Source organism: Leptospira yanagawae serovar Saopaulo str. Sao Paulo = ATCC 700523, from assembly GCF_000332475.2.
Classification (GTDB): domain Bacteria; phylum Spirochaetota; class Leptospiria; order Leptospirales; family Leptospiraceae; genus Leptospira_A; species Leptospira_A yanagawae.
Genome location: NZ_AOGX02000015.1, coordinates 34,754 through 54,755, shown reverse-complemented (window position 1 = coordinate 54,755; position 20,002 = coordinate 34,754). Strand labels below are relative to the sequence as shown.

16 protein-coding genes are annotated in these 20,002 nt (G+C 40.8%); 8 read left to right on the top strand and 8 right to left on the bottom strand.

All coding sequences use genetic code 11. From position 1 onward, the window contains the following. The first annotated feature begins 35 nt into the window (after nt 1-35). Both LEP1GSC202_RS03825 and LEP1GSC202_RS03820 read left to right on the top strand, forming a co-directional pair. Entirely contained in the window at nt 36-1,994 is a 1,959-nt protein-coding gene (locus LEP1GSC202_RS03825) for an acetoacetate--CoA ligase (RefSeq protein WP_015676557.1), read from the top strand. Then, complete coding sequence (locus tag LEP1GSC202_RS03820; RefSeq protein ID WP_015677374.1) at nt 1,991-2,752, top strand: hypothetical protein; 762 nt, start codon at nt 1,991-1,993, stop codon at nt 2,750-2,752. Before LEP1GSC202_RS03825 ends, LEP1GSC202_RS03820 begins: the two co-directional genes overlap by 4 nt. A gap of 71 nt (nt 2,753-2,823) precedes the next feature. Here LEP1GSC202_RS03820 and LEP1GSC202_RS03815 read toward each other — a convergent pair whose 3' ends face one another. The 3 genes from LEP1GSC202_RS03815 to LEP1GSC202_RS03805 all read right to left on the bottom strand — a co-directional run bounded on the left by LEP1GSC202_RS03815 (nt 2,824) and on the right by LEP1GSC202_RS03805 (nt 10,416). Further along, nucleotides 2,824-3,183 carry a c-type cytochrome gene (locus LEP1GSC202_RS03815; protein WP_039928530.1) on the bottom strand — a complete coding sequence of 120 codons (360 nt, stop codon included), beginning with the start codon at nt 3,181-3,183 and terminating at the stop codon, nt 2,824-2,826. A gap of 74 nt (nt 3,184-3,257) precedes the next feature. Further along, entirely contained in the window at nt 3,258-8,990 is a 5,733-nt protein-coding gene (locus tag LEP1GSC202_RS03810) for a LamG-like jellyroll fold domain-containing protein (protein ID WP_244147632.1), read from the bottom strand. A 451-nt stretch (nt 8,991-9,441) separates the two neighbouring features. Further along, complete coding sequence (locus LEP1GSC202_RS03805) at nt 9,442-10,416, bottom strand: cysteine synthase A (RefSeq protein WP_015677276.1); 975 nt, start codon at nt 10,414-10,416, stop codon at nt 9,442-9,444. 46 nt (nt 10,417-10,462) lie between these two features. On the opposite strand from LEP1GSC202_RS03805, the gene LEP1GSC202_RS03800 reads away from it, so the two are divergent. Genes LEP1GSC202_RS03800 through LEP1GSC202_RS03785 form a run of 4 tightly spaced genes read left to right on the top strand, consistent with a single transcriptional unit; the run spans nt 10,463 to nt 14,418 of the window. Continuing rightward, nucleotides 10,463-11,782, top strand: coding sequence for an MFS transporter (locus LEP1GSC202_RS03800; RefSeq protein WP_015676703.1), 1,320 nt, complete (start codon nt 10,463-10,465; stop codon nt 11,780-11,782). A 42-nt stretch (nt 11,783-11,824) separates the two neighbouring features. Beyond that, complete coding sequence (locus LEP1GSC202_RS03795; protein WP_015677458.1) at nt 11,825-12,367, top strand: SRPBCC family protein; 543 nt, start codon at nt 11,825-11,827, stop codon at nt 12,365-12,367. 15 nt (nt 12,368-12,382) lie between these two features. Beyond that, entirely contained in the window at nt 12,383-13,561 is a 1,179-nt protein-coding gene (locus tag LEP1GSC202_RS03790; protein ID WP_015676888.1) for a glycoside hydrolase family protein, read from the top strand. Beyond that, nucleotides 13,558-14,418: a pirin family protein gene (locus LEP1GSC202_RS03785; RefSeq protein ID WP_015677588.1), complete on the top strand. Its 861-nt coding sequence runs from the start codon at nt 13,558-13,560 to the stop codon at nt 14,416-14,418. Before LEP1GSC202_RS03790 ends, LEP1GSC202_RS03785 begins: the two co-directional genes overlap by 4 nt. 147 nt (nt 14,419-14,565) lie before the next feature. Here LEP1GSC202_RS03785 and LEP1GSC202_RS03780 read toward each other — a convergent pair whose 3' ends face one another. Genes LEP1GSC202_RS03780 through LEP1GSC202_RS03770 form a run of 3 tightly spaced genes read right to left on the bottom strand, consistent with a single transcriptional unit; the run spans nt 14,566 to nt 17,046 of the window. Beyond that, nucleotides 14,566-15,591, bottom strand: a complete 1,026-nt coding sequence (locus tag LEP1GSC202_RS03780) for a type I phosphomannose isomerase catalytic subunit (protein ID WP_015677139.1) — start codon at nt 15,589-15,591, stop codon at nt 14,566-14,568. Nucleotides 15,592-15,602: 11 nt separating this feature from the next. After that, nucleotides 15,603-16,298: a DnaJ domain-containing protein gene (locus LEP1GSC202_RS03775; protein ID WP_015676877.1), complete on the bottom strand. Its 696-nt coding sequence runs from the start codon at nt 16,296-16,298 to the stop codon at nt 15,603-15,605. Between the two features lie 28 nt (nt 16,299-16,326). Further along, nucleotides 16,327-17,046: an LIC_12936 family protein gene (locus tag LEP1GSC202_RS03770; protein WP_015677071.1), complete on the bottom strand. Its 720-nt coding sequence runs from the start codon at nt 17,044-17,046 to the stop codon at nt 16,327-16,329. 119 nt (nt 17,047-17,165) lie between these two features. On the opposite strand from LEP1GSC202_RS03770, the gene LEP1GSC202_RS03765 reads away from it, so the two are divergent. Beyond that, nucleotides 17,166-17,510, top strand: a complete 345-nt coding sequence (locus tag LEP1GSC202_RS03765; RefSeq protein ID WP_039928121.1) for an STAS domain-containing protein — start codon at nt 17,166-17,168, stop codon at nt 17,508-17,510. On the opposite strand, the gene LEP1GSC202_RS03760 is transcribed toward LEP1GSC202_RS03765, so the two are convergent. Then, the gene (locus LEP1GSC202_RS03760) at nt 17,511-18,080 is read right to left on the bottom strand and encodes an LIC10729 family protein (RefSeq protein ID WP_244147631.1); all 570 of its coding nucleotides are present in this window, start codon (nt 18,078-18,080) and stop codon (nt 17,511-17,513) included. Between the two features lie 36 nt (nt 18,081-18,116). Between LEP1GSC202_RS03760 and LEP1GSC202_RS03755 the strand changes: the two genes are divergently transcribed. Next, nucleotides 18,117-19,046, top strand: a complete 930-nt coding sequence (locus LEP1GSC202_RS03755; RefSeq protein WP_015676548.1) for a bifunctional riboflavin kinase/FAD synthetase — start codon at nt 18,117-18,119, stop codon at nt 19,044-19,046. 114 nt (nt 19,047-19,160) lie between these two features. On the opposite strand, the gene LEP1GSC202_RS03750 is transcribed toward LEP1GSC202_RS03755, so the two are convergent. After that, a complete protein-coding gene (locus tag LEP1GSC202_RS03750; RefSeq protein ID WP_015677477.1) occupies nt 19,161-20,000 on the bottom strand; it encodes a hypothetical protein in 840 nt (279 codons plus the stop codon). Between the last annotated feature and the right edge of the window lie 2 nt (nt 20,001-20,002).

The window sequence follows — 20,002 nt, the reverse complement described above, 5'->3', positions numbered from 1 at the left end:
TGCCTTGGAATTTGAAGTAAAGAAGATCAGTTCTCATGGCGAAACAAAATCCTCTTTGGACTCCATCAAAACTTCCTACAAATCTAAGCCGTTTCCAAACCCATTTGGAATCAAAAATTGGGAAAACGTTTTCTGATTACCAATCCTTTCATTCGTATTCTGTTTCCGAGTTTGAAACCTTTTGGATGGAATGGCTCTCTTATTCTGGTTTTATTTTGCACCAAAATCCCTCCAAAACCTTGGAAGGCCATAAGGAATTTTCAAAATCAAAATGGTTTCCCAATGCCCTTTACAACTTTGCAGAAAATCTATTAGAGAAGGGAAATCCAAATCAAGAAGCCATTGTCTTTTACGGAGAAGATGGAACTATTGAACGGTATACCTACCATAAATTAAAAAAAGAAGTGATAAAATTACGAAACCACCTGCTTTCGTTAGGTGTTACGAAGGGAGACCGAGTGGTTGGTTTGGTTCCCAATGCACCTATATCCACAATTGGAATGTTAGCAACCACATCAATTGGTGCCATCTGGGCAAGTGCCTCACCAGATTTTGGTGTAAGGGGTATTTTGGATCGATTTGAACAAGTTTACCCAAAAGTTTTGATATCTGTGGATGCTTATTTTTTCAAAGGAAAAAAAATTTCAATCATTGATAAACTAGAAGAAGTAACCTTGTCCTTGGGTAATACACCTCAATTTAAGGAAACGATATTATATGAATTTACCCAACCGATAACAGATTTTGGAAATATCAAATATCCATTTCGTTACCAATCATTACCTTCTGTTGGTGAGGAAGATCAAATTTCCTACACATCCATTTCTTTTTCAGATCCAGTCTACATTATGTTTTCATCGGGGACAACTGGTCTTCCTAAATGCATCGTTCAGGGAGGAGGTGTTTTACTCAATCATACAAAAGAATTATCCTTACATTGCAATCTTTCGAAAGGTGAAAAACTTTTTTATTACACAACTTGTGGTTGGATGATGTGGAACTGGTCACAATCCGTATTGGCTCTTGGGGCAACCTTATATCAGTTTGATGGAAACCCATTTTATCCGAATCAAGAGACTCTTTGGAACATGGTTGAAAAGGAATCCATACAAGTGTTTGGTACAAGTGCCAAATACCTATCTGTATTAGAAGAAGAGAATTTTTCAATCAAAGAAAAATACAAGTTACCCAATCTAAAAGTTATCCTTTCAACGGGATCCCCTCTAACGGTCTCTGGTTTTGAATACGTGTATAAAAACATCAAAGAAGATGTGCAACTTTCATCCATTTCGGGTGGCACCGACTTAAATGGTTGTTTTGCATTGGGAAATCCCAACTTACCAGTGTATGCTGGTCAAATTCAATGTAAGGGACTTGGAATGGATGTCCAAGTGTTTGACGATATGGGTAAATCTGTAGTTGGGGAAAAAGGAGAGTTGGTTTGTCCCACTCCGTTTCCATCTATGCCACTTTTTTTCTGGAATGATGAAACTGGTTCTAAATATAAGTCTGCTTATTTTGAAACATATGATGGAATCTGGTGCCACGGTGATTTTGCTTCCATTACAAATGAAAATGGTGTGATCATTTATGGAAGATCGGATGCCACATTGAATCCCGGTGGTGTTCGGATTGGAACTGCTGATATTTATTCTGTTGTGGCCAAAATTCCTGAGATCAAAGACTCCGTCATTATTGGGCAAGAGTATAAAGATGATGTGAGGGTTGTTCTTTTTGTGGTGTTGGCTGAAGGATTAAATTTAGATAATGGACTAATCAAAAAAATCAAAGAACAGATTAAAAATGAAACTTCTCCAAGACATGTACCATCGATTGTTCTTACGGTTCCTGAAATTCCATACACAGTGAATGGAAAAAAAGTAGAAATTGCCGTAAAACAAACAGTAGCTGGTTTGGAGGTGAAAAATAAAAATGCTCTCGCGAATCCAAATGCACTTGATTTTTTTAAAAATAGAAAAGAATTATTGGAATGAAATTTTTAAAGATTCCACTGCTTCTGCTGCTTTTTATTTCAACCATTTCGACACCCTTAGTGGCAGAAGAGGAAACTTGGAAAACTTGTTTGCAAACCCATTGTCTTTCGTTTCGGTTACCTTCCTCGTGGTATCTTACCAATCGAAGGTCCAATGGTCAGACTACAAAATTTGATCACTTTCGCACAAACGGTTTAAAAGATGGGTTTGGACGTGACATCATTCCTGCTTTGGTCATCCTTTTTAAGGAATCTGACACCAAACAAAACTTAAATCCCATTCTATTCCATGTAGAATCAAAAAAATACATTTTAGTCACAAACATTAAAGAGTATTACAATCTTCAAAGATTAAACTCAGAACCAGAACAGGAAGTATTTCAGTTTTTAGGAATGGTTGGCAGTTTTAAGGACAAAGAAGACACCGTCATCCAACATTATATCACAACAACGAATGATACATTTGGAATCACAATCATAATAACTTGTTTGGAATCAGTTTATCCACAAATCGAAAGGGACATCAAAGTGTTTTTAGGTTCTTTAAAGTATGAAAAAAGAATTTCACCTTGGAAGTTTTCTTCTATTGGTGATCAAATGAAAAAGGCAAAAGAATTAGAAATGAGTGCCCAATCGCGATTGAAAACTAAACAAATTGATCAGATCACCATAGCTTTAGAGGAATTGGATGATGCATGTGAATTGGGGGTTTTGAGTTCCTGTGAGATGTATTCCAACTTAATCAATCTCGGTCGTTAGTATCGAATCTTATTGATTTTTGATTGAGATATTCGAAATCACCAAAGATTATCTATGATGATCACTTCTTATTATCTATTGTTTCGTTGCATTTTTTGAATGTATTCTGCCAAGGCATCAATTTCATTTTTACGCATATGCGAATATGCTTTCATATAGCTGCCAGGAATTCCATTTTTGATACTTTTGGCGATCGCTTCTTTGGAAGAACCATTCACATAAGTCGTTATGTCTTGAAAATTCGGAATCCTTGCATCCTTTAACAAATGAGTCCGTGTCCCCCGTCCATTTCCTTCTGGTCCATGGCAAGAAATGCATCCATTTTGGACGTACATGGCTTCTGGGAATGGTACGGTGATGGCTTTCGGTGGCGGAGGTTCTTTTTTTGTGGATTCATCTTCCGCATTACATTGGAAATAGAGAAAACACATGGTGAAAACAAAGAGACATTGTTTAACAGAGGTTAGGAAAGAAAATGAAAACATCGGTTTTAAACTAAATACTGTTAATCGCAATAGATGGGTACCCCGGTTAAGTCAAGATTGTACTTTTGGGACAGATAACAAAAGACAATCGTGCGACCGGATACAGGAAGTGTGTTGTTAAAATAAATGACTTCTCCTATATTTCCTGAAAAGAAATTGGCCGCACCTGCATCTGATCCTAAATAAAGATCACTTGGTGTAAAGGTTTTACCTGGATCCGTTGCAATCGTTTGGCTTAGACCACTTGAGTAAAAGGAAAAATTCACTCCACTCAATTGCTCAAACGCAGTCATGTATGGAAAGTATGTGAGGTTAAAGTTAGTGGAGCTAGATCCAATGATGCCTTCCGATATTTTTCCCATACGAAAGATATTACTATCAAAATAATAAGTTACACCACCATTTGATTCGAAGATGGGTCCGTTGGTTAAAGTACTTCTAGTTAGGACAAAAAACATTGTCGAACTATTGGAAGGGATTCCCGGGGCACTCAGTCGGTATAGATACTGGGAACTACCAGCATCAAAGTTAACAGCTGGTTTTCCACCAATCCCACCATTAAGGTATAAAGGAGGATTTCCTGCTACAAAGGAAGCACCATTCCCACTTCGGTCTTGCCAATTTGTAACTGGTGTATAATTTGTAAGATTGGAAAAACTATCAGCACTTAGGTGGAGTTTCAAGGAACTTGTCGCTGGATTGGAATTCCATGATCCCACTTGCCTTGGATCATATCCTGAGATCGCTTGGATTTCATCCATGGTGAGTGCTCTATTGTATACTAGGACTTCATCCAATTGACCATTGAATCCATTGGTTAAATCAGATCGAATACCGATGGTAAAAACACTTGGATCGGCATCCCAAGTGCTTTTGGTTTGTGTGATGAGTTTCACACCATTGTGGTAGATGGTTGCTCCATAACCGCCAGCTGGCCCTTCGTAGACACCACAAAGGTAATGCCAAATGTTCTGTTGGTTATAATAAAATTCCTCAACTTCGTTCAAATAACCTGAAAAAAAGTATTTTGAATTGGTAAGCCCTGCACCTAACGCGATCATGCGGTCGGCTGAGTTTGGACCTATGCTCAGCATGGTTCCAGGATTGATGGCACCCGATTTGTATTGGACACAAACGGTTCGCGGTTGGAATTTTTTAGGTAAGGATGATGTGGTAGTGATGACATTTAAGTAAGTGGAACCATTTGTATTTAAGGCCGAGATGGATTGGCCATATTTATCAACCACTAAAGAGGCACCCATATTACTTGTCGGATTGCCAAACCCACTCACATCTTGGAAGTCCTTATTAAAATCAAAACGAGCCACAAGACCATCAGGGATTTGCGCGGAGAGGATTCTCACTTCTTTTGCAGTGAGTGCCTTGGAATAAAATTTGATTTCATCGAGTTTGCCATTGAAAGTTTGAGAGGGAGTTGAGTCGATCCTTCCTACGAATAAACCTGAGCCAATCGTTGTATTCACAGCACTAAAATCAGTCGGACCTGCAATCTCTACGCCGTCTGCATACAACCAGCCAAAGTTTCCATCAAAGGTTCCACAGAGGTGAGTCCAACGATTGAGGGGGAGTGTATAGAAGATATAAATTTCAGAACCATTTATGCCACCAAACCGAAGTCTTTGGTTGCCACCGGCATCTTTGAACATTCCAAGTATGAAGGCTTGATTTGAAAATGATGGATTGCCATAGGACAAAATCGCTGCATTTTCATTGATATTGACTGGGTAACGTTCCGGGTTCACCCAAACACAGACACTCCTTGGATGGTTTCCGAGAGGCAATGCGTTGAGAGTTGGATCCTGCAAATACCCCCCCAATCGCATTCGCCTTCCCGTATTCGCCTGCCTACCGATTCCTGTTGTGAAAACATTGGATCCGTACGAGGTTAAGTTTCCGCCAATGGCACCTGTGGATGTTGTATCTCCCGTAAAAGAATACTGCACCATCAATTGGATCGGCCTTGATGCATAGGAATTGCCAACAAGGGCACTATCCGCATTTTTTGCTAGGTCATTCACTTCCGCTTCGTTTAACTCGCGTTCGTAGAATCGTAAGTCAGCTATTTTTCCTGGAAAAAATAAGGTCCCCGAGGAAGAAACACCTACAGTCAAATCACCCGAAATTGCGATTGTTGGCATCGTTCTTTGTAAAACCAAATTTCCATTCATGTACACTTTGTACACATCGTTGCTATCGATTGTTAGGGCAACATGGGTCCATTGGTTTGGAATGATGGTTGTATGAGTGGAGTATGGAGTGAAACCGCCGCGGTAAACTGACAATTGGTCATTGCCGTCGATAAAAAGACCATGTCCATTACTCGTAAAGTCTCCATGGTAAAAGATGACTTTTGCGGATCCAGGATTTGTCCCATCCCAAAGGAACCAAGTGGAAAACGTGATTTTAGTCACAGAGGAACCGGGTGAAGGTGCAGTACCTGCGTTTCCAGTCGAAACAACTGCGGCACCATTTGTTTCTCCGAACCTACCACTACCGAAGGTTGGACTTCCAATGGCAGTGATGGTTTGGTTACCTAAAAAATTGGAAGTAGAACCATTTAACGGATAAAAGGCGGAAAACTTATTGGATTTCATTGTCCGTAAAGTATGGACGGTTCCAAACACGATCACATCTCCAACGTTTGTGATGTATTTTGGTGATTGGATATTTGCGGCAGCTCCCGTGTCGTTCGTTAAACCTGTGTTTCCTGATCCTGCTACGGTGATCACTTCTCCGGTGTCGCGATGCACCCTGCGGATCCGGTTGTTTCCAAAATCAGCTACATACAAAAAGATACCATCCGATGTGATTCCATTTGGCGAGTCAAACGCGGCCGACGAACCCGATGCATCAACATAACCAAATGCTGAACTCCCACAAAGGATTGTTGTGGCACCAGTTACTTTGTGTGTTTTTGTAATGTTATGCGTTCCCAAGTTAGTGGTGTAGAGGTAATCACCAATTACCGTGATTCCTTCCGGGAAATTAATATCCCCACCACTCACAAGGGTAGTCACTTCCCTTGAACTGATTTTCATGACTCGGATGGCAGAGTTATTCCGATCAGCAATATAAAGTTTGCCATCATCGATCACAATTCCGGCAGGTGAAGCAAATCTTGCGGCAAGTGGGTCTGTTGCATCAGCCAAAGCATTTGCTGGAGAAAGTACCGTATCATCTCCGGCAAATGTTTCCGCATAACCTGTACTAATGAGAACACGTTTGATCCGGTTTCCCAATGTTTCAGTCACATATAAATAGGTTCCGTCAGTTGTGATTCCTTTTGGTAAATTGAAACTACCGCTCACACCTGAGCCAGCCGTATTACCAGCTGCTCCCGTTCCCACAAGAGACGAAACCGAATTGGTCATTGGATTGAACACACGGATTTTATGATTTCCTGAATCGACTATATAACCCTTTGCTCCATCGAAAGTGATCCCACTGATATCATTGAAAGAAGCAGTGCCTGCAAGGCCATCACTTGCTCCACTGGTGACTTGTCCTGCTGCCGTCGTGATTTCACCACGGTAGTAATGGATTTGAACAGGTGCTTGTTTTTGTGGGCCAATGGCATTTCCATAACGATACCCAGCGATACAATTAACAGCAACATTAGTGATATTGGCACCTAACATCGTACCGGTTACATCGGATTGAACCGCACAAACAAATCCTGGTGGTTCTTGTGTGATTTGGATTTCATAACCAGTTCCACTGGCAAGTGGTGTCGCAAATGCAATCGGAGTGGAAGTGGCACCTGACGGAACGTTAATGGAATCGATACCGTTAGTAATGGTTAATCCCGTAGGTAAATTAACGGAACTACTCACATTTCCACTCATATTGTATTGATTAACGGAACAATTGATAGATACATTTGTGACAGCGGCATTTGTAACCGTGCCAGTTGGTGATGTGACATTACATGTTTGCCATGGATTTTGAGGCGAAGAGAGAACCGAAACTGTATAGTTTGTTCCCGTGGGAAGTGCCGTGTTAAAGGTGAAAGTTCCGTTACTAGCGATTGTTAAATCATCACCACCATTATTTTGTAAGACAAAGGTTCCAGCTCCAAAGGGAGTTGTCAGTAAATTAATGGTTCCACCCACTGTATATACATTGGGTTGGTAGTTAACGCTAAGAATGTCACTTTGTGCAAAACCCACTTTACACATTCTTACTTTTACGTTTTCAGAAACACCCGGTGTAGGAAATACATAATTGCCTAACACACCCGTATTACAGGTGCTTGCAGCCATTCCGCAATCGGGATCAGCAGGTACTGCCACGGCATTTGTATGACAAACCCAAGTACTTCCTGTTGTGGTTGTACTAAAACTCACTGTTTGCCCTGAATTTAAAAATGCACCTGCCGCCAAACTAGGTGTAGGTGTCGCCACTTTTAAAGAATAGGAAGACGTGACCACTTGTGAAGGAACCCAACCAACTTTACAATGAATGGCCTTAATGACTGCTTGGGAATTGTCGGTAATGGAAACTGTACTTGTTGTCATCGTTCCTGTTGCGCAGGTAGGATCGGCTTGGCCACCATTCCCTAAAGTGTAACGGTATTCGGAACCAGGGATCAAACTGGAGAGGGTAACCGTTCCATCGTCATTGAATGTAGAACCAGAAACGGGTGAAACACTTGGTAAAGTCAAACTGCAATTTAGAACTGCATTCGACATATTCGCAACGATACCTGAATGGGTGGCTCCAGTTGTAATCGTACAGACTTGGTTAGGTGGATTTGCCGACACTACGATTTCATAATCCACTCCACCTGGAATGGTGGAGCCAAAGGTAAATGTGCCAACACCAGGGTTAACCGATAAAGATTGTGTGACGAAGGCAGGTGTTCCTCCCGTGTGAACCAAATCCAGAGAGACTGCTCCACCTATCACACTTGTTGTGGTTCCACCAGGGCTCGAAACAGATCCTCCCACGAGAAATGCATTCGAGCAATTCACGGCGAAAGTCGTATTACCATTGCCAACAGTTACTGAACTCGAAACCAGAGTACAAACTCCTGTTGTGATGACTCCACCTGCGTTATCAATGGAAACGGAAAAAGTCCCACCACTCAAATAGGTTCCTGGAAACGGAAAGGTTCCATCGGCTGTGACATCAATTGTATTGGAGCCATCTAATGTTAGTTTGAGTTCGTTTCCAACTGTTAGAGTTCCTAAAATTCCAATCACTTGTGCACTCACAACATAGGAATTCGTAGTACAATTGATGGTGACTGCAATGGGTGTTGTGGTCATGGTTCCTGAAGTAACACCAGGTGAGGTGATGGAACAAGTTTGGCTTGGGTTTGTGGGTTGGCTTGTGATACTAAAGTTATAAGTCTCACCAGCAGGCAGTGGTGGAAAAGAAAAACTGGCACTATTGACGTTGATGGTGTCGGTCCCCGCACCTGTCACATTTTGTAATTGGAGTCCATTGCCCGTAAGTCCAGTCACTGTCCCACTGATAAGGTACAATGCGTTCCCACAAACCACTTGGATTCCTTCGATGTTTCCGCTGAGAACCGTCCCTTGGCCGGAGGAAACGATACAATTTTGGATCGGGGAAGATGGAGGGGTTTTGACAGTTACGTTATAAGTGGCACCTGAGCCTATTTTTTTTGTGAACGTATAAGTGCCGTCGTTAGTCACTTCCAGGACTTCGCCATTGTTTTCCATTTGGAGTCCAGTTCCGAGAAGTCCTGAAACACGAAAGCTCACAGTATAAGCGAGGGTGTTCGCCTGCAAAAAACGAAATGTAGTGAAAGTCTCTAAAAAAGAGCGATTGATACTTGGAAACGAACAGCCAAAAATAGGGAGGAGGAATAAGGAGAGGAAAAGTTTTTGAAGGAAGGAAGTCCGACCTTTAGACCAAAAAAAATATTTCTCCATTACCATATCTATCGAAGTATAACAGCTGAGAATCGATTTCGTCCAGAGAAAATCATTATTTTTTAAGAGAATTTAGAAACGGTATTCTGTGAGAAATCACAGTTCCCTGTAAGAACTACCACTCCAATTGAGATACAATCTAAATTAGAAGTGGGAAAGAAATTGCAAACAATGTGCAAATACCAAAAGGAAAAAATCTCCTTTCGATACAAACTGTTACACACCAACCGTATGGCACGGGCTAGTCGGTGTGTGGTCAAGATTTTGTCTCATTACCGATTTACATAAGTCCTTTGGATTGTAAAAATTCGGGATTGTAAATTTTAGATTGGTACTTGGTTCCGGTGTCACATAACACGGTGACTATGGTATGACCAGGTCCCAATTGTTTGGCAATTTGGGTGGCGGCTGCTAAATTGATCCCCACACTACCTCCCATAAAGAGTCCATCTTCCTTTAAAACTTTTTGTAAAATGGCAAGGGCTTCTTTGTCATGGATGCGAATGGCATCATCAGCTGGCATAGCTTCCATATTTTTGGTGATGCGGCCTTGCCCGATCCCTTCCGTGATGGAGGAACCTTCGATGGTGATTTTCCCAGTTTTGACGAAGGAGTACACTCCCGATCCGTACGGATCAGCGACAATGCACTGAGTGTTCGGATTTTTTGATTTGAGATAAAGGGCGGTGCCCGCATACGTTCCACCAGTACCAATGGAAGTGGTCCAAACATCGATTTTCCCTTGGGTCTGTTTCCAAATTTCAGGACCCGTGGTTTCGAAGTGAGCATTCCTGTTAGCAAGGTTATCAAATTGATTGGCCCAAAGGGAGTTTGGTGTTTCTTTTGCAATTCGTTCAGAGACTCTTACATAATTACCTGGATCGGAATAAGGAACGGCTGGAACTAAGATGACTTCTGCGCCTAACGTTCGTAACATTTCTATCTTTTCTTTCGATTGGGTTTCTGGAATGACGATGATGGTTTTGTAACCTTTTGCATTACAGATATGGGTGAGGCCAATCCCGGTATTCCCGGCAGTTCCTTCGACAACGGTGCCACCTTTTTTTAACAGGCCTTTTTTTTCGGCATCCTCAATGATGTAGAGGGCAGCACGATCTTTAACAGATCCACCTGGGTTTAAAAATTCAGCTTTTCCTAAAATTTCACAACCAGTCTCTTCACTTAAAGAACGAATGCGAATGAGTGGGGTATTCCCAATCGTATCGATAAAACCATTCCGAATTTCTGTTTCCATAAGATTACACTTGACTCCTTCCTGTTAGATAGCAATTTCCAAGTTTATGTACAAGTCCATAAGGCAGTGGTTTTCTCCTGCACCTGCCATCCCACAAAAATCGGAAAAAGAAATTCAAACTCTTTATCCAAAATATAGGTTCCGAGTACTCGAATCAACTTTCATCGGTTATACGGTCTACTATCTCACACGTAATAACTTTTCTCCTGTTTCAAAAGAAATAGGAGAAGCATTGTCTTATTCCAAATCAGAGATCGGTGATATTTTGGCAGTAACTGCTATCACCTATGGAATTGGAAAATTTTTTATGGGTGCATTATCAGACCGATCCAATCCAAAAAAATTTATGGCAGTAGGACTCTTCCTAACAGCCATTTTGAATTTTTCTTTTGGATTTGCGAATCATTATTGGGTACATCTGTTTTTATGGGGAGCCAATGGTTTAGTGCAAGGCATGGGTTGGCCACCTAGTGGTCGTTCTCTTGGACATTGGTACTCTGTTGGAGAGAGGGGTACTACGTTTGCATTTTGGAATATTGCACATAATATTGGAGGAGGCCTAGTTGGTGTGGTCGCATCACACTCTGCTGCCAAGTATGGATGGGAATACGCATTTTTTATTCCAGGTTTTATTGCCCTCATAGAAAGTTATCTTGTATACATTCGACTCGTAGACACACCACAATCTGTCGGCCTTCCACCGATCGAAGTATATCGTAATGATTATCCACCAGAAGAGAAGGAAGATCACGAAAAGGAACTTACAACCAAACAGCTGATTGTTGAACAGGTTTTATTGAATAAATACATTTGGTTATTTGCGATTATCAATTTTTTTGTTTACATCATTCGTTATAGTTTAATCGATTGGGGCCCAACATATTTAAAAGAAACCAAAGGTGCTGACTTACTCGGCGGAGGTTATTCCACTTTGATTTTGGAATTTGGTGGGATTGGTTCAACGTTACTGATGGGATGGGTTTCCGATCGGTTGGGAGGACGTCGTGGAATGGTAAGTTTACTTTGTATCGTTCCAATCTTTTTTGCTTTTGTGGGCATTATGATCAATCCTCCTGGCAATATTTGGATTGACTATGTTTTATTTGGAATGATTGGACTCTTCATCTATCCACCTGTTATGTTGTTAGGTGTCGCGGGTATGGACTTTACATCAAAAAAAGCAGTAGGAACGGCGGCTGGATTTATTGGCCTTTTTGGTTCCCTTGGCCGGACTGCCCAAGGCAAAGGCCTTGCTCTTTTATCCACCCATTATTCATGGGACGTTGCACTTGGAGCTATTTTGGTTTCCACACTCATCGCGATTTTCCTCCTGATTTTTAGTTGGAATTTAAGGCCAAGAGGGTAAATCAATTGACGAAGATCAAATTTTGATTCAAATTTACGAGTTATGAATCTCGGCAAAAAAATCGCAATCGGAATCATCGGTATCATTGCCATCCCACTTGTGTTGGCAATTTTTTTACCTTCAACCTACCAAGTGGAAAGGTCCATTGATATTGGAAAATCGGCTACTGAGGTTTTCGCCTACATACGGCTTTTAAAAAACCAAGACCAGTACAGTGTTTGGGCCAAACGTGATCCCAACATGAAAAAAATCTTCACTGGTGAGGATGGGACGGTTGGATTTATCTCACGTTGGGAAAGCCAAGTGAAAGATGTGGGTGTCGGCGAACAAGAAATCAAGATGATCAATGCTGATGCGTTGGAAATGCAAACCGAACTGAGATTCTATGAACCATTTGAAGGTACAGAAAGAAGTTATATGAAAGTATCTTCTCTTGATCCCAAAAAATCCAAAGTCATTTGGGGATTTGATGGATCAATGCCCTATCCATTTAATTTAATGTTACTTTTTATGAACTTTGAAGAAATGATTGGGAACGATTTTGAAGAAGGACTTTCTAATCTAAAATCTGTTTTGGAAAAATAAGGAAACTCATTTCATTTGAACAAACAAAACATCTATTGGCAACTCTACCAAGACGATCCCATCCTCAAACCTGGATTCCCATCTCCCATCTTGGCGGATCCCAGTTTTTTATTTCCTGAGGTTTGTCCCGATGGACTTTGGCATTTATTTGCGCATAACATCTTTGGTGTCTTAGAGTATGTATCGGAAGATGGAATCCATTGGAAAAAAAGAAAGTCCATCGTACGAAATGCAATGCGACCCTTTATCTATTTTGAAGATGGGACTTATTATTTGTATTATGAGAAATACAAATTTTTCCATGTGCTGATGTCCTGGTTTCCCTACCGCAAATGGAAATCAAGGATTGAAGTAAAAACGAGTAAAGATCTCAATCATTGGTCAAAGCCAAAAACGGTTATCATTCCAAAATTTCCCTTTCACAAAGATCCAAACTATGGTGAATCTGTAAGTAATCCTTGCCTTTTGAAATTTGGAAATAAGTACAGAATGTACTTTTCTTCTTCGCTTGTGATGGTCCCTGATTGTGGATTTTGTGAACCCAAATACATTACCGTTGCAGAATCAAGTAATCCCCTCGGCCCGTTTTCCTATTTTTCAGAGCCGATTATCGCACCCAATGAAATGGATCCATTTTGTAATTTAGGTGCGGGTTCCATCAAAGTCATCCCATGGAAAGGAAGGTACTTAGGATTTCAAAATGGAATTTTTTGGAATCCCGTGCGAAAGGAATCTTGTTCTGCGATTCTATTTTTACAGAGTGAAGATGGGATCCATTTTGATCGGATCAACCAGACACCCATTCTTGGGCCAACAGGCAGGGGATGGAAGGCAAGCCATGTCTATGCCTGTGATGTGAAGTATTCAGAAGCAGAAAAAATCTTTATCCTTTATTTCAATGCAAGGGACAAAGCCCATTGGACAAAAGGGAAGGAAGCCATTGGACTTTTTGTAGGAAAGGTGGAAGAATCAACTGGAAATTCCAAATTAGAATCGAGACAAAATTCCAATACAAAATCCAAACCAAAGTTAGCTTCTGAAACGAATCGGAATTTAAGTGCCAAGTCTCAAACAAAAACCAAATCCAAAGATAAATTCATTAAAACTTCCAAAGGTAAGTTGAAAACGAATTCGAAGGATTCTGCAAAAAAGAAACCAACCAAACCAAAACCAAAGAAGTCTAAAACGAAATGACAAAATCACTCCTCGGACATTCCAAAGACTTAGGTGACAACTTCATCATCCGTCGCGTATTACCAGCGTTAGAGAAACGATCTGTCGGACCTTTCGTTTTTTTTGATCATTTTGGACCTGTTCCTGTAGTCACGGGTGAAGAACTTGTTGTCCGTGCCCACCCTCACATTGGACTTGCGACCATCACATTTTTGTATGATGGGGTGATCACCCACCGTGATAGCCTAGGAGTGGAAATGGACATTCGTCCCAACGAAACCAATTGGATGGTTGCAGGAAACGGAATCGTACACAGTGAACGCTCTAAGTTTGATCCTAAATACGAGGTGTTAGAAGGCATCCAAACTTGGATTGCCTTACCAAAAGAAAAGGAACAAATGGAGCCAAGTTTCCAACATCTTTCCGAATCCGAAATTCCCGTTTGGAAAGGGAATGGCGTCACATTGCGTTTATTAGGTGGCAAATTTTTAGAACTAGAATCCAAAGCAATCGTTCATTCTCCCTTATTTTATGCAGACATTGATCTAAAAATGGAATCAAATCCTATCGAATGGAATCTCGGTTCGGAGGAAGAAGCTGGTCTTTATGTATCCCGAGGTGCCATTGAATCCAATGGTGAGTCATATACCATGGGATCCATGATTCTCTTTGAAAAAGGAACCAAAGTAACATTCAAAGCCAAACAAAACAGCCGTTTGATGTTACTTGGTGGCGAACCACTCAAAGAAAAACGACATTTGTATTGGAACTTTGTATCTACTGACCAAACTTTGATTGATCAAGCAAAGGTAAGATGGGCAAAGGATGAATTTCCAAAAGTGCCTGGTGAAACGGATCGGATTCCTTTGCCAGGTTAATCTTTTTCTAAACGTATGCTTTGTTTTTTTGTAATTGGAAATTCAGACAGTCAATAGACTAGAAAAAATATACATGCGTTAGGCGAAAAAGGCGTTACCAAACGATTCTAATTCATTCAGTTTCGTGAGTTTTTACCGAAATGTCACTTAGGTTTGTGATGGGAATTGGACTTGATCGGTTCCAGCGGACATAAATGCGAGTTTGGTACCAGGGGATGCGGTCGCAGTAAAGGTTTCCTGGAATCCTGCTGCTGTTACAAAAAACGTTTCTCCCTCACAAACGGTTCGATTCAATTCTGGAATGTACAACGAACCAGAAATAGTAAAAAAGATTCCAAAACATGTTGGTTCACATAACGAAGAAAAGGTGAAGTTTTGTGCTTGGTTAAATTCCCAAGACTCTAACCTAAACTTATCATTTGATGTGAAAAGATAACGGGAAAAGGGATGATGGCCAAGCAGTACTTTTTGTAATTTTTCCTCACCGTTTGTTTTTTCAAATTTCAAAACAGACAATGCCTTTTCTAAGTGGAGTTCCCTTGGTTTTCCATCATCACCAATCCTACCATAATCATAAACACGGTACGTGGAATCGGAGGATTGTTGCACTTCGAGCAGTACCACCCCACCACCGATTGCGTGTATCGTACCTGGGTTGAGGAGGAAAACATCTCCAGGTTTCACAGGCCATTTTTTTAAGACTGACTCACCTAAATTTTGTTTTACGAGAGATTCATATTCTTTTCGACTCGTCTCTATCTCGAAACCTACGACAAGTTCCGCTCCAGGATCTGCGGACAAAACGTACCAACATTCTTTTTTCCCTTTGGATTTGGGATCATACTTTAGAGCATATGCATCATCGGGATGGACTTGCACTGATAGTTTTTCTTTGGCATCAATGACTTTGACAAGAAGGGGCAAACTAGCATTCGCAAATGGTTTTCCCAATACTTCGTTTGGTGCTTTTTGGATGAGGTCTGTGAGTGGAAGTTTGTTAAACTCAGGGTTTTCGAGGAGAGAAATGTCGCTGTCGTAAACGGATACTTCCCAAGATTCACCAATCAGGCCTTCTGGGATCGTTCGTCCCAATTGGGTTTCCAATTTTCTGCCACCCCATATCTTTTCTTTATAAATCGGGGTAACAAATAAGACTTTTGGAATCCTCTCCATTCGTTTCCGTTTTAGACGGCGGTCTTTGTCCGTAAAGGGATATTTTTATGAACGAGAAGTTTGACCCGAAGGAATTTTTTCTTAAAATGGGTGAAGGAATCGGGGCGGAATTTGGAAAGATCAAACTCAAATACCTTGGAAGGGACAAGGGATGATACAGGAAATTCTACATTCAATTTGCGGTATCCTTTATAACTCCCTCGCCCATTGCAAGCAGGGCAGTGTGGGTCTCCCCCCATACAATCCCGACATACGATGCGAACGGTAAGTGGGATCACTGCAATCACAGGCCGGATGATTTCTGATTCTTTAAGATCGATCACCAAATCATAATCGATTCCTGTGACTTTCCTTCGGTCCTTGTTTCGAAATCCTTTTCGCATCAGCCCACGTTTGGCAAGGTCCATGATCCCTGTTGTAAATCGGACTCTGGATACAGGTAAAACGATGGGGTGTTCTTCGAGTTTTCGTTTTAAAAATGCCTTTGCATAATTTTTTTTAAATTCTTCATCATACTGTTTTCTTGTAAGGCCAGTCAGAGTTTGGTAAGCAAAATGCAAACTTTGGAATTTGGAATAGGAACCTGTTTCTGGGATATCGGGGTGGTAAATTTTTGCAAGACGACGGAAAGAAGTTTTGATTTCTTCCGTCGTAGCACCAAAGGGAATTTCTAATACTTCGTAAAGGTTTGTGTTTTGCGGTGGCATTCTGTTCCCAAATTCCACCTAATTCATGTTATGGTTCTTCGAAATCTCCACTCACAGAAACTTCCAAAACAGATTCAGAAACCATTTTTGCTTCTAATTTTCCTTTTGCTTGGATGTATCGGTCAATGGTTCTTGCAACTTCACGGAGTCGATCGCGGTAAGCAGTTGCCAATCGGATTCTTTCCCACGGGCTTTGGATTTTTTCCAATTCATACGTGAGAGTGTTGTCATCCGCATTTGTTACTGTGCGAACAGAAAGTACGAGTCCCTTCACTCCACCAGCTGTGCTATTTTTTAACTCACGGTATGTAGTGACAGGGTCTTTTCCTTTTTCTGTTAAGGACTTACGAGACCAAAAGGAAAGTTCATCCAGAGAAAATCCGCCACCTTCAGCACCGCCACCACCTTTTAGTTTCATCACAAATCGGCTGTGCATCACATAACTAGGCTCATAAGGGAGGTGAATCTCACGCGCACTTGATACTTGGCCATAACGACTGTCTTTGATTTTTTTCTCAAAACTTAGGAATTTCACCTTTTCGTTGATCATGGCATGGTAATCATCCACTTCCTTGCCAATCCGTTCGATTTTCTGCTGTTGTTTTGCGTTATAGGGAATGAGAGCAATGCTTCCATCTGGATTCAGTTTGTGGCCATCGGCTTGGCTCACAGGTTCATTTTTTTCATCCGCGGCAAAAAGACCAACGGTGAATAAGAAGGTAAAAATTAAGACAAACGAGGTGCGCATACGAACTCCCAGATAGTAGACTCTATATCTATTTTCGACTTTTGAAATGAAATCATTAATTTGTTAAAAATAAGGTTGAATAAAAAACGTAAAAACAGGAGGCTTGCGGTAGGTCTCCCATGGAAATAAATCTGAAAAAGAATGCAGACGCCTTTGTGATCAGCATTTCTGGAAGTTTGGACATCTATACTTCCTTGGATTTTAAAAACTTCTTAGAAACGAATATCCCAAGCCAACCAGCTGCTAACCTTCACGTGATCATCAATTTAGAAAAACTCAACTACATTGACTCTTCTGGGATTGGAATGCTCATCAAACAGCTGAATTATGTCCAAGAATTGCAAGGTAAGTTCTCCATAGCCAATATGAAACCAGCAATTGAGAAGGTTTTCAAAGTGGCAGGGCTCACCAGTTACTTCCAAACCATTGGGGAAGACGAATACCGCGAAAAATACGCGGTATAATCACTCTTTCTCGTCCAAACGATTTTCCACGACAAACGCATCCCATATCCCCCAAAAACGTCCCACTGAGTTTTGGCTGGGCAATAACTCCACATAAATCTTTCCATCTGGGTATTCGGAAGGTTCCAGTGGGATTTCCACTGGGTTTTGGAACCCTTGGTTCCTTTCGGTGAGAATGGAACGTTTGGGTTTTCCATTCACAAGGATTTGCAATTTTCTCGGTTTGAACTTGGATCCTTTGAGTGGTCTATACTTGGTTAAATCCAAATACAAATAAACTGTGGATTTCGTATTGCTTGGTTTATCGAGTAAAAACCGAAGGCCAGATTCCGGCACCATTCGGCAGATGGAATCTTCTAAACCCAAGTGGGGGGAATCCGGTTCTAGTTCATACGATTGGTAAATGGCCCATGTTTTGAGTTCTGGAAAGGTGGAGATGTCTTCTGGGAGTAATCCTTCTTCGAGTCCAAATTCTTGTTTGGGAATTTTGGAATCATCTGCAGGGAGTGCACCAAGGGTTGATAAAAAGATTGCCGTAATGAGAAGGGTTCGTAGTTTCAATGGTAACACCTATTCCAAGTATCGGATTACGAGACAAGTCCCCCTTTGAAAATTATTCGTTCTTTAGAATCGATCCAAAATGAATTCCGAAACGGCTCATCGCTGACACTTGGAAATTTTGATGGAATCCATGTAGGCCACCAAACACTACTATTACGCACGGTCGAAAAAGCCAAAGAACTTGGAATTCCTTCTGTTGTAGTCACCTACTATCCTAACCCTTCTGTCGTTCTTGGCAAAAAACCAAATTTCAAATACCTTTCCTCCGAAAAAGAAAAGGAAGAACTCATCCGTGGCTTCGGGATAGATTATCTAATTGTTTTAGAGTTTACCCTGGAGCTTTCCAAAATGTCTGCAGAAGACTTTTTGGAAAACATCATGATCAAAACTCTACATGCCAAACACATCGTTATTGGTTACAATCATTTTTTTGGAGCAGAACGACGCGGAGATTTTGAACTTCTCAATTCCAATAAAACTAAGTATGGTTATACGGTAGAACTCCGGGAAGCTGTTTTAAAAAAAGACAGTAAAATTTCATCCTCCTTAATCCGAGGTTTTCTCGACAAAGGGGAAATGGAGGAAGCCAAAATCCTTCTCGGCCGTAACTATCATATCACTGGCATAGTGGTAGAAGGTGCCAAACGTGGCCGCACCATTGGATTCCCAACAGCCAATCTAAAAGTTCCGAGTGACAAACTCCTTCCATCGGTTGGCGTATATGCTTGTTTTGCCAAATTTGATGGCAAAGACCACAAAGGTATGGTAAACATTGGATACAATCCCACCTTTGATGGGTTAGGTTTGCATGTGGAAGTAAACATCTTTGATTTTGATGAAAATTTATATGGCAAAGAAATCGAATTGGAAATGGTGAAAAAAATCCGAGAGGAACAAAAGTTTGACGGAATCGAAACCTTAAAAGCCCAACTCTCAATAGACAAAGAAACGAGTTTGCAAATTTTACAATTTTAGTTCGTCACTTCGATGAACTCAGTGCGACGCACTTGGATAAGGTCGGTAGGGGGCACTTGGATGAACTCACTGCGGCGCACGACGATGGACTAGCGATGAGGCGCACGATGATGGTTATAGTTTGATGATGTGGTAGAGTTTTCCTTTGCGTTTGATTTTACCGAGGATGGAATTGTGACTGTTTTCAGGTTCTAAGATGGCATCGAGTGAAGATTTGGAAATGGCCCAGTCCTCTTTTAATTCATCAAAATAAAAACCACATTCCTTTTTCTCTGCATTTTTCATAAGAATCACATGTTTGTTTTTGGATTCACCTTCTTCCATTAGGACAAAACCAGGACCTGGGAACATAGAAATCAATTTGTCTTTGATCCTAATTTGTTTTTTAAAAGCAGGGATGTTACGGAGGATGCGATAGGATTTTTTTGGTAACAAAAAGTTAACACCTTCTAACACATAACAAATAAAAACGAGTTTTCCTGTAGATGGTTTGTTAGGATTTGTTTTTGTCAGAATGGATGCGTTCATCACGCGTTCAGTGAAAGAAGGGGTTGTGTTTTTCGAATTTATATTTTTTTGAATTTGTTTTTTATCGACCAATCGATTGGCAATTTTTGTGATTCTGTTTTTTAAGGCTGAATCTAAAAATTCAATTTTATCTTCTGATTTGATTTTGTTTAAGATGTGGTAAATGGAATCAAATTCCTTTTGTTTGTATTCGTTTCGGATTTTAAATTTTATAATTTCGGCATTTAATCGTTTGCTACGTTGTAAAAAATAAGGGGATTCATTTGATTCAGAAGTATGGATGAGTTTTTCAGACAATCCTACCAACTTCGCAATTTGTTCGTTTACCTCCCGCTCTAGCCCTTCCAGGCGAATGAGTTCTTCTTCTAACTTTACCTTTGTTTCGAAAAACTTATCTGCATCCAGAATTTTTTTGGTAGGTTTCATGT

What these genes read in the sequence shown, in the direction of transcription:
- LEP1GSC202_RS03825 (WP_015676557.1), top strand. Translation starts at nt 36, where the DNA reads ATGGCGAAACAAAATCCTCTTTGGACTCCATCAAAACTTCCTACAAAT.
- LEP1GSC202_RS03820 (WP_015677374.1), top strand. Translation starts at nt 1,991, where the DNA reads ATGAAATTTTTAAAGATTCCACTGCTTCTGCTGCTTTTTATTTCAACC.
- LEP1GSC202_RS03815 (WP_039928530.1), bottom strand. Translation starts at nt 3,183, where the DNA reads ATGTGTTTTCTCTATTTCCAATGTAATGCGGAAGATGAATCCACAAAA.
- LEP1GSC202_RS03780 (WP_015677139.1), bottom strand. Translation starts at nt 15,591, where the DNA reads ATGGAGAGGATTCCAAAAGTCTTATTTGTTACCCCGATTTATAAAGAA.
- LEP1GSC202_RS03765 (WP_039928121.1), top strand. Translation starts at nt 17,166, where the DNA reads ATGGAAATAAATCTGAAAAAGAATGCAGACGCCTTTGTGATCAGCATT.
- LEP1GSC202_RS03770 (WP_015677071.1), bottom strand. Translation starts at nt 17,046, where the DNA reads ATGCGCACCTCGTTTGTCTTAATTTTTACCTTCTTATTCACCGTTGGT.
- LEP1GSC202_RS03750 (WP_015677477.1), bottom strand. Translation starts at nt 20,000, where the DNA reads ATGAAACCTACCAAAAAAATTCTGGATGCAGATAAGTTTTTCGAAACA.
- LEP1GSC202_RS03775 (WP_015676877.1), bottom strand. Translation starts at nt 16,298, where the DNA reads ATGCCACCGCAAAACACAAACCTTTACGAAGTATTAGAAATTCCCTTT.
- LEP1GSC202_RS03785 (WP_015677588.1), top strand. Translation starts at nt 13,558, where the DNA reads ATGACAAAATCACTCCTCGGACATTCCAAAGACTTAGGTGACAACTTC.
- LEP1GSC202_RS03800 (WP_015676703.1), top strand. Translation starts at nt 10,463, where the DNA reads ATGTACAAGTCCATAAGGCAGTGGTTTTCTCCTGCACCTGCCATCCCA.
- LEP1GSC202_RS03795 (WP_015677458.1), top strand. Translation starts at nt 11,825, where the DNA reads ATGAATCTCGGCAAAAAAATCGCAATCGGAATCATCGGTATCATTGCC.
- LEP1GSC202_RS03805 (WP_015677276.1), bottom strand. Translation starts at nt 10,416, where the DNA reads ATGGAAACAGAAATTCGGAATGGTTTTATCGATACGATTGGGAATACC.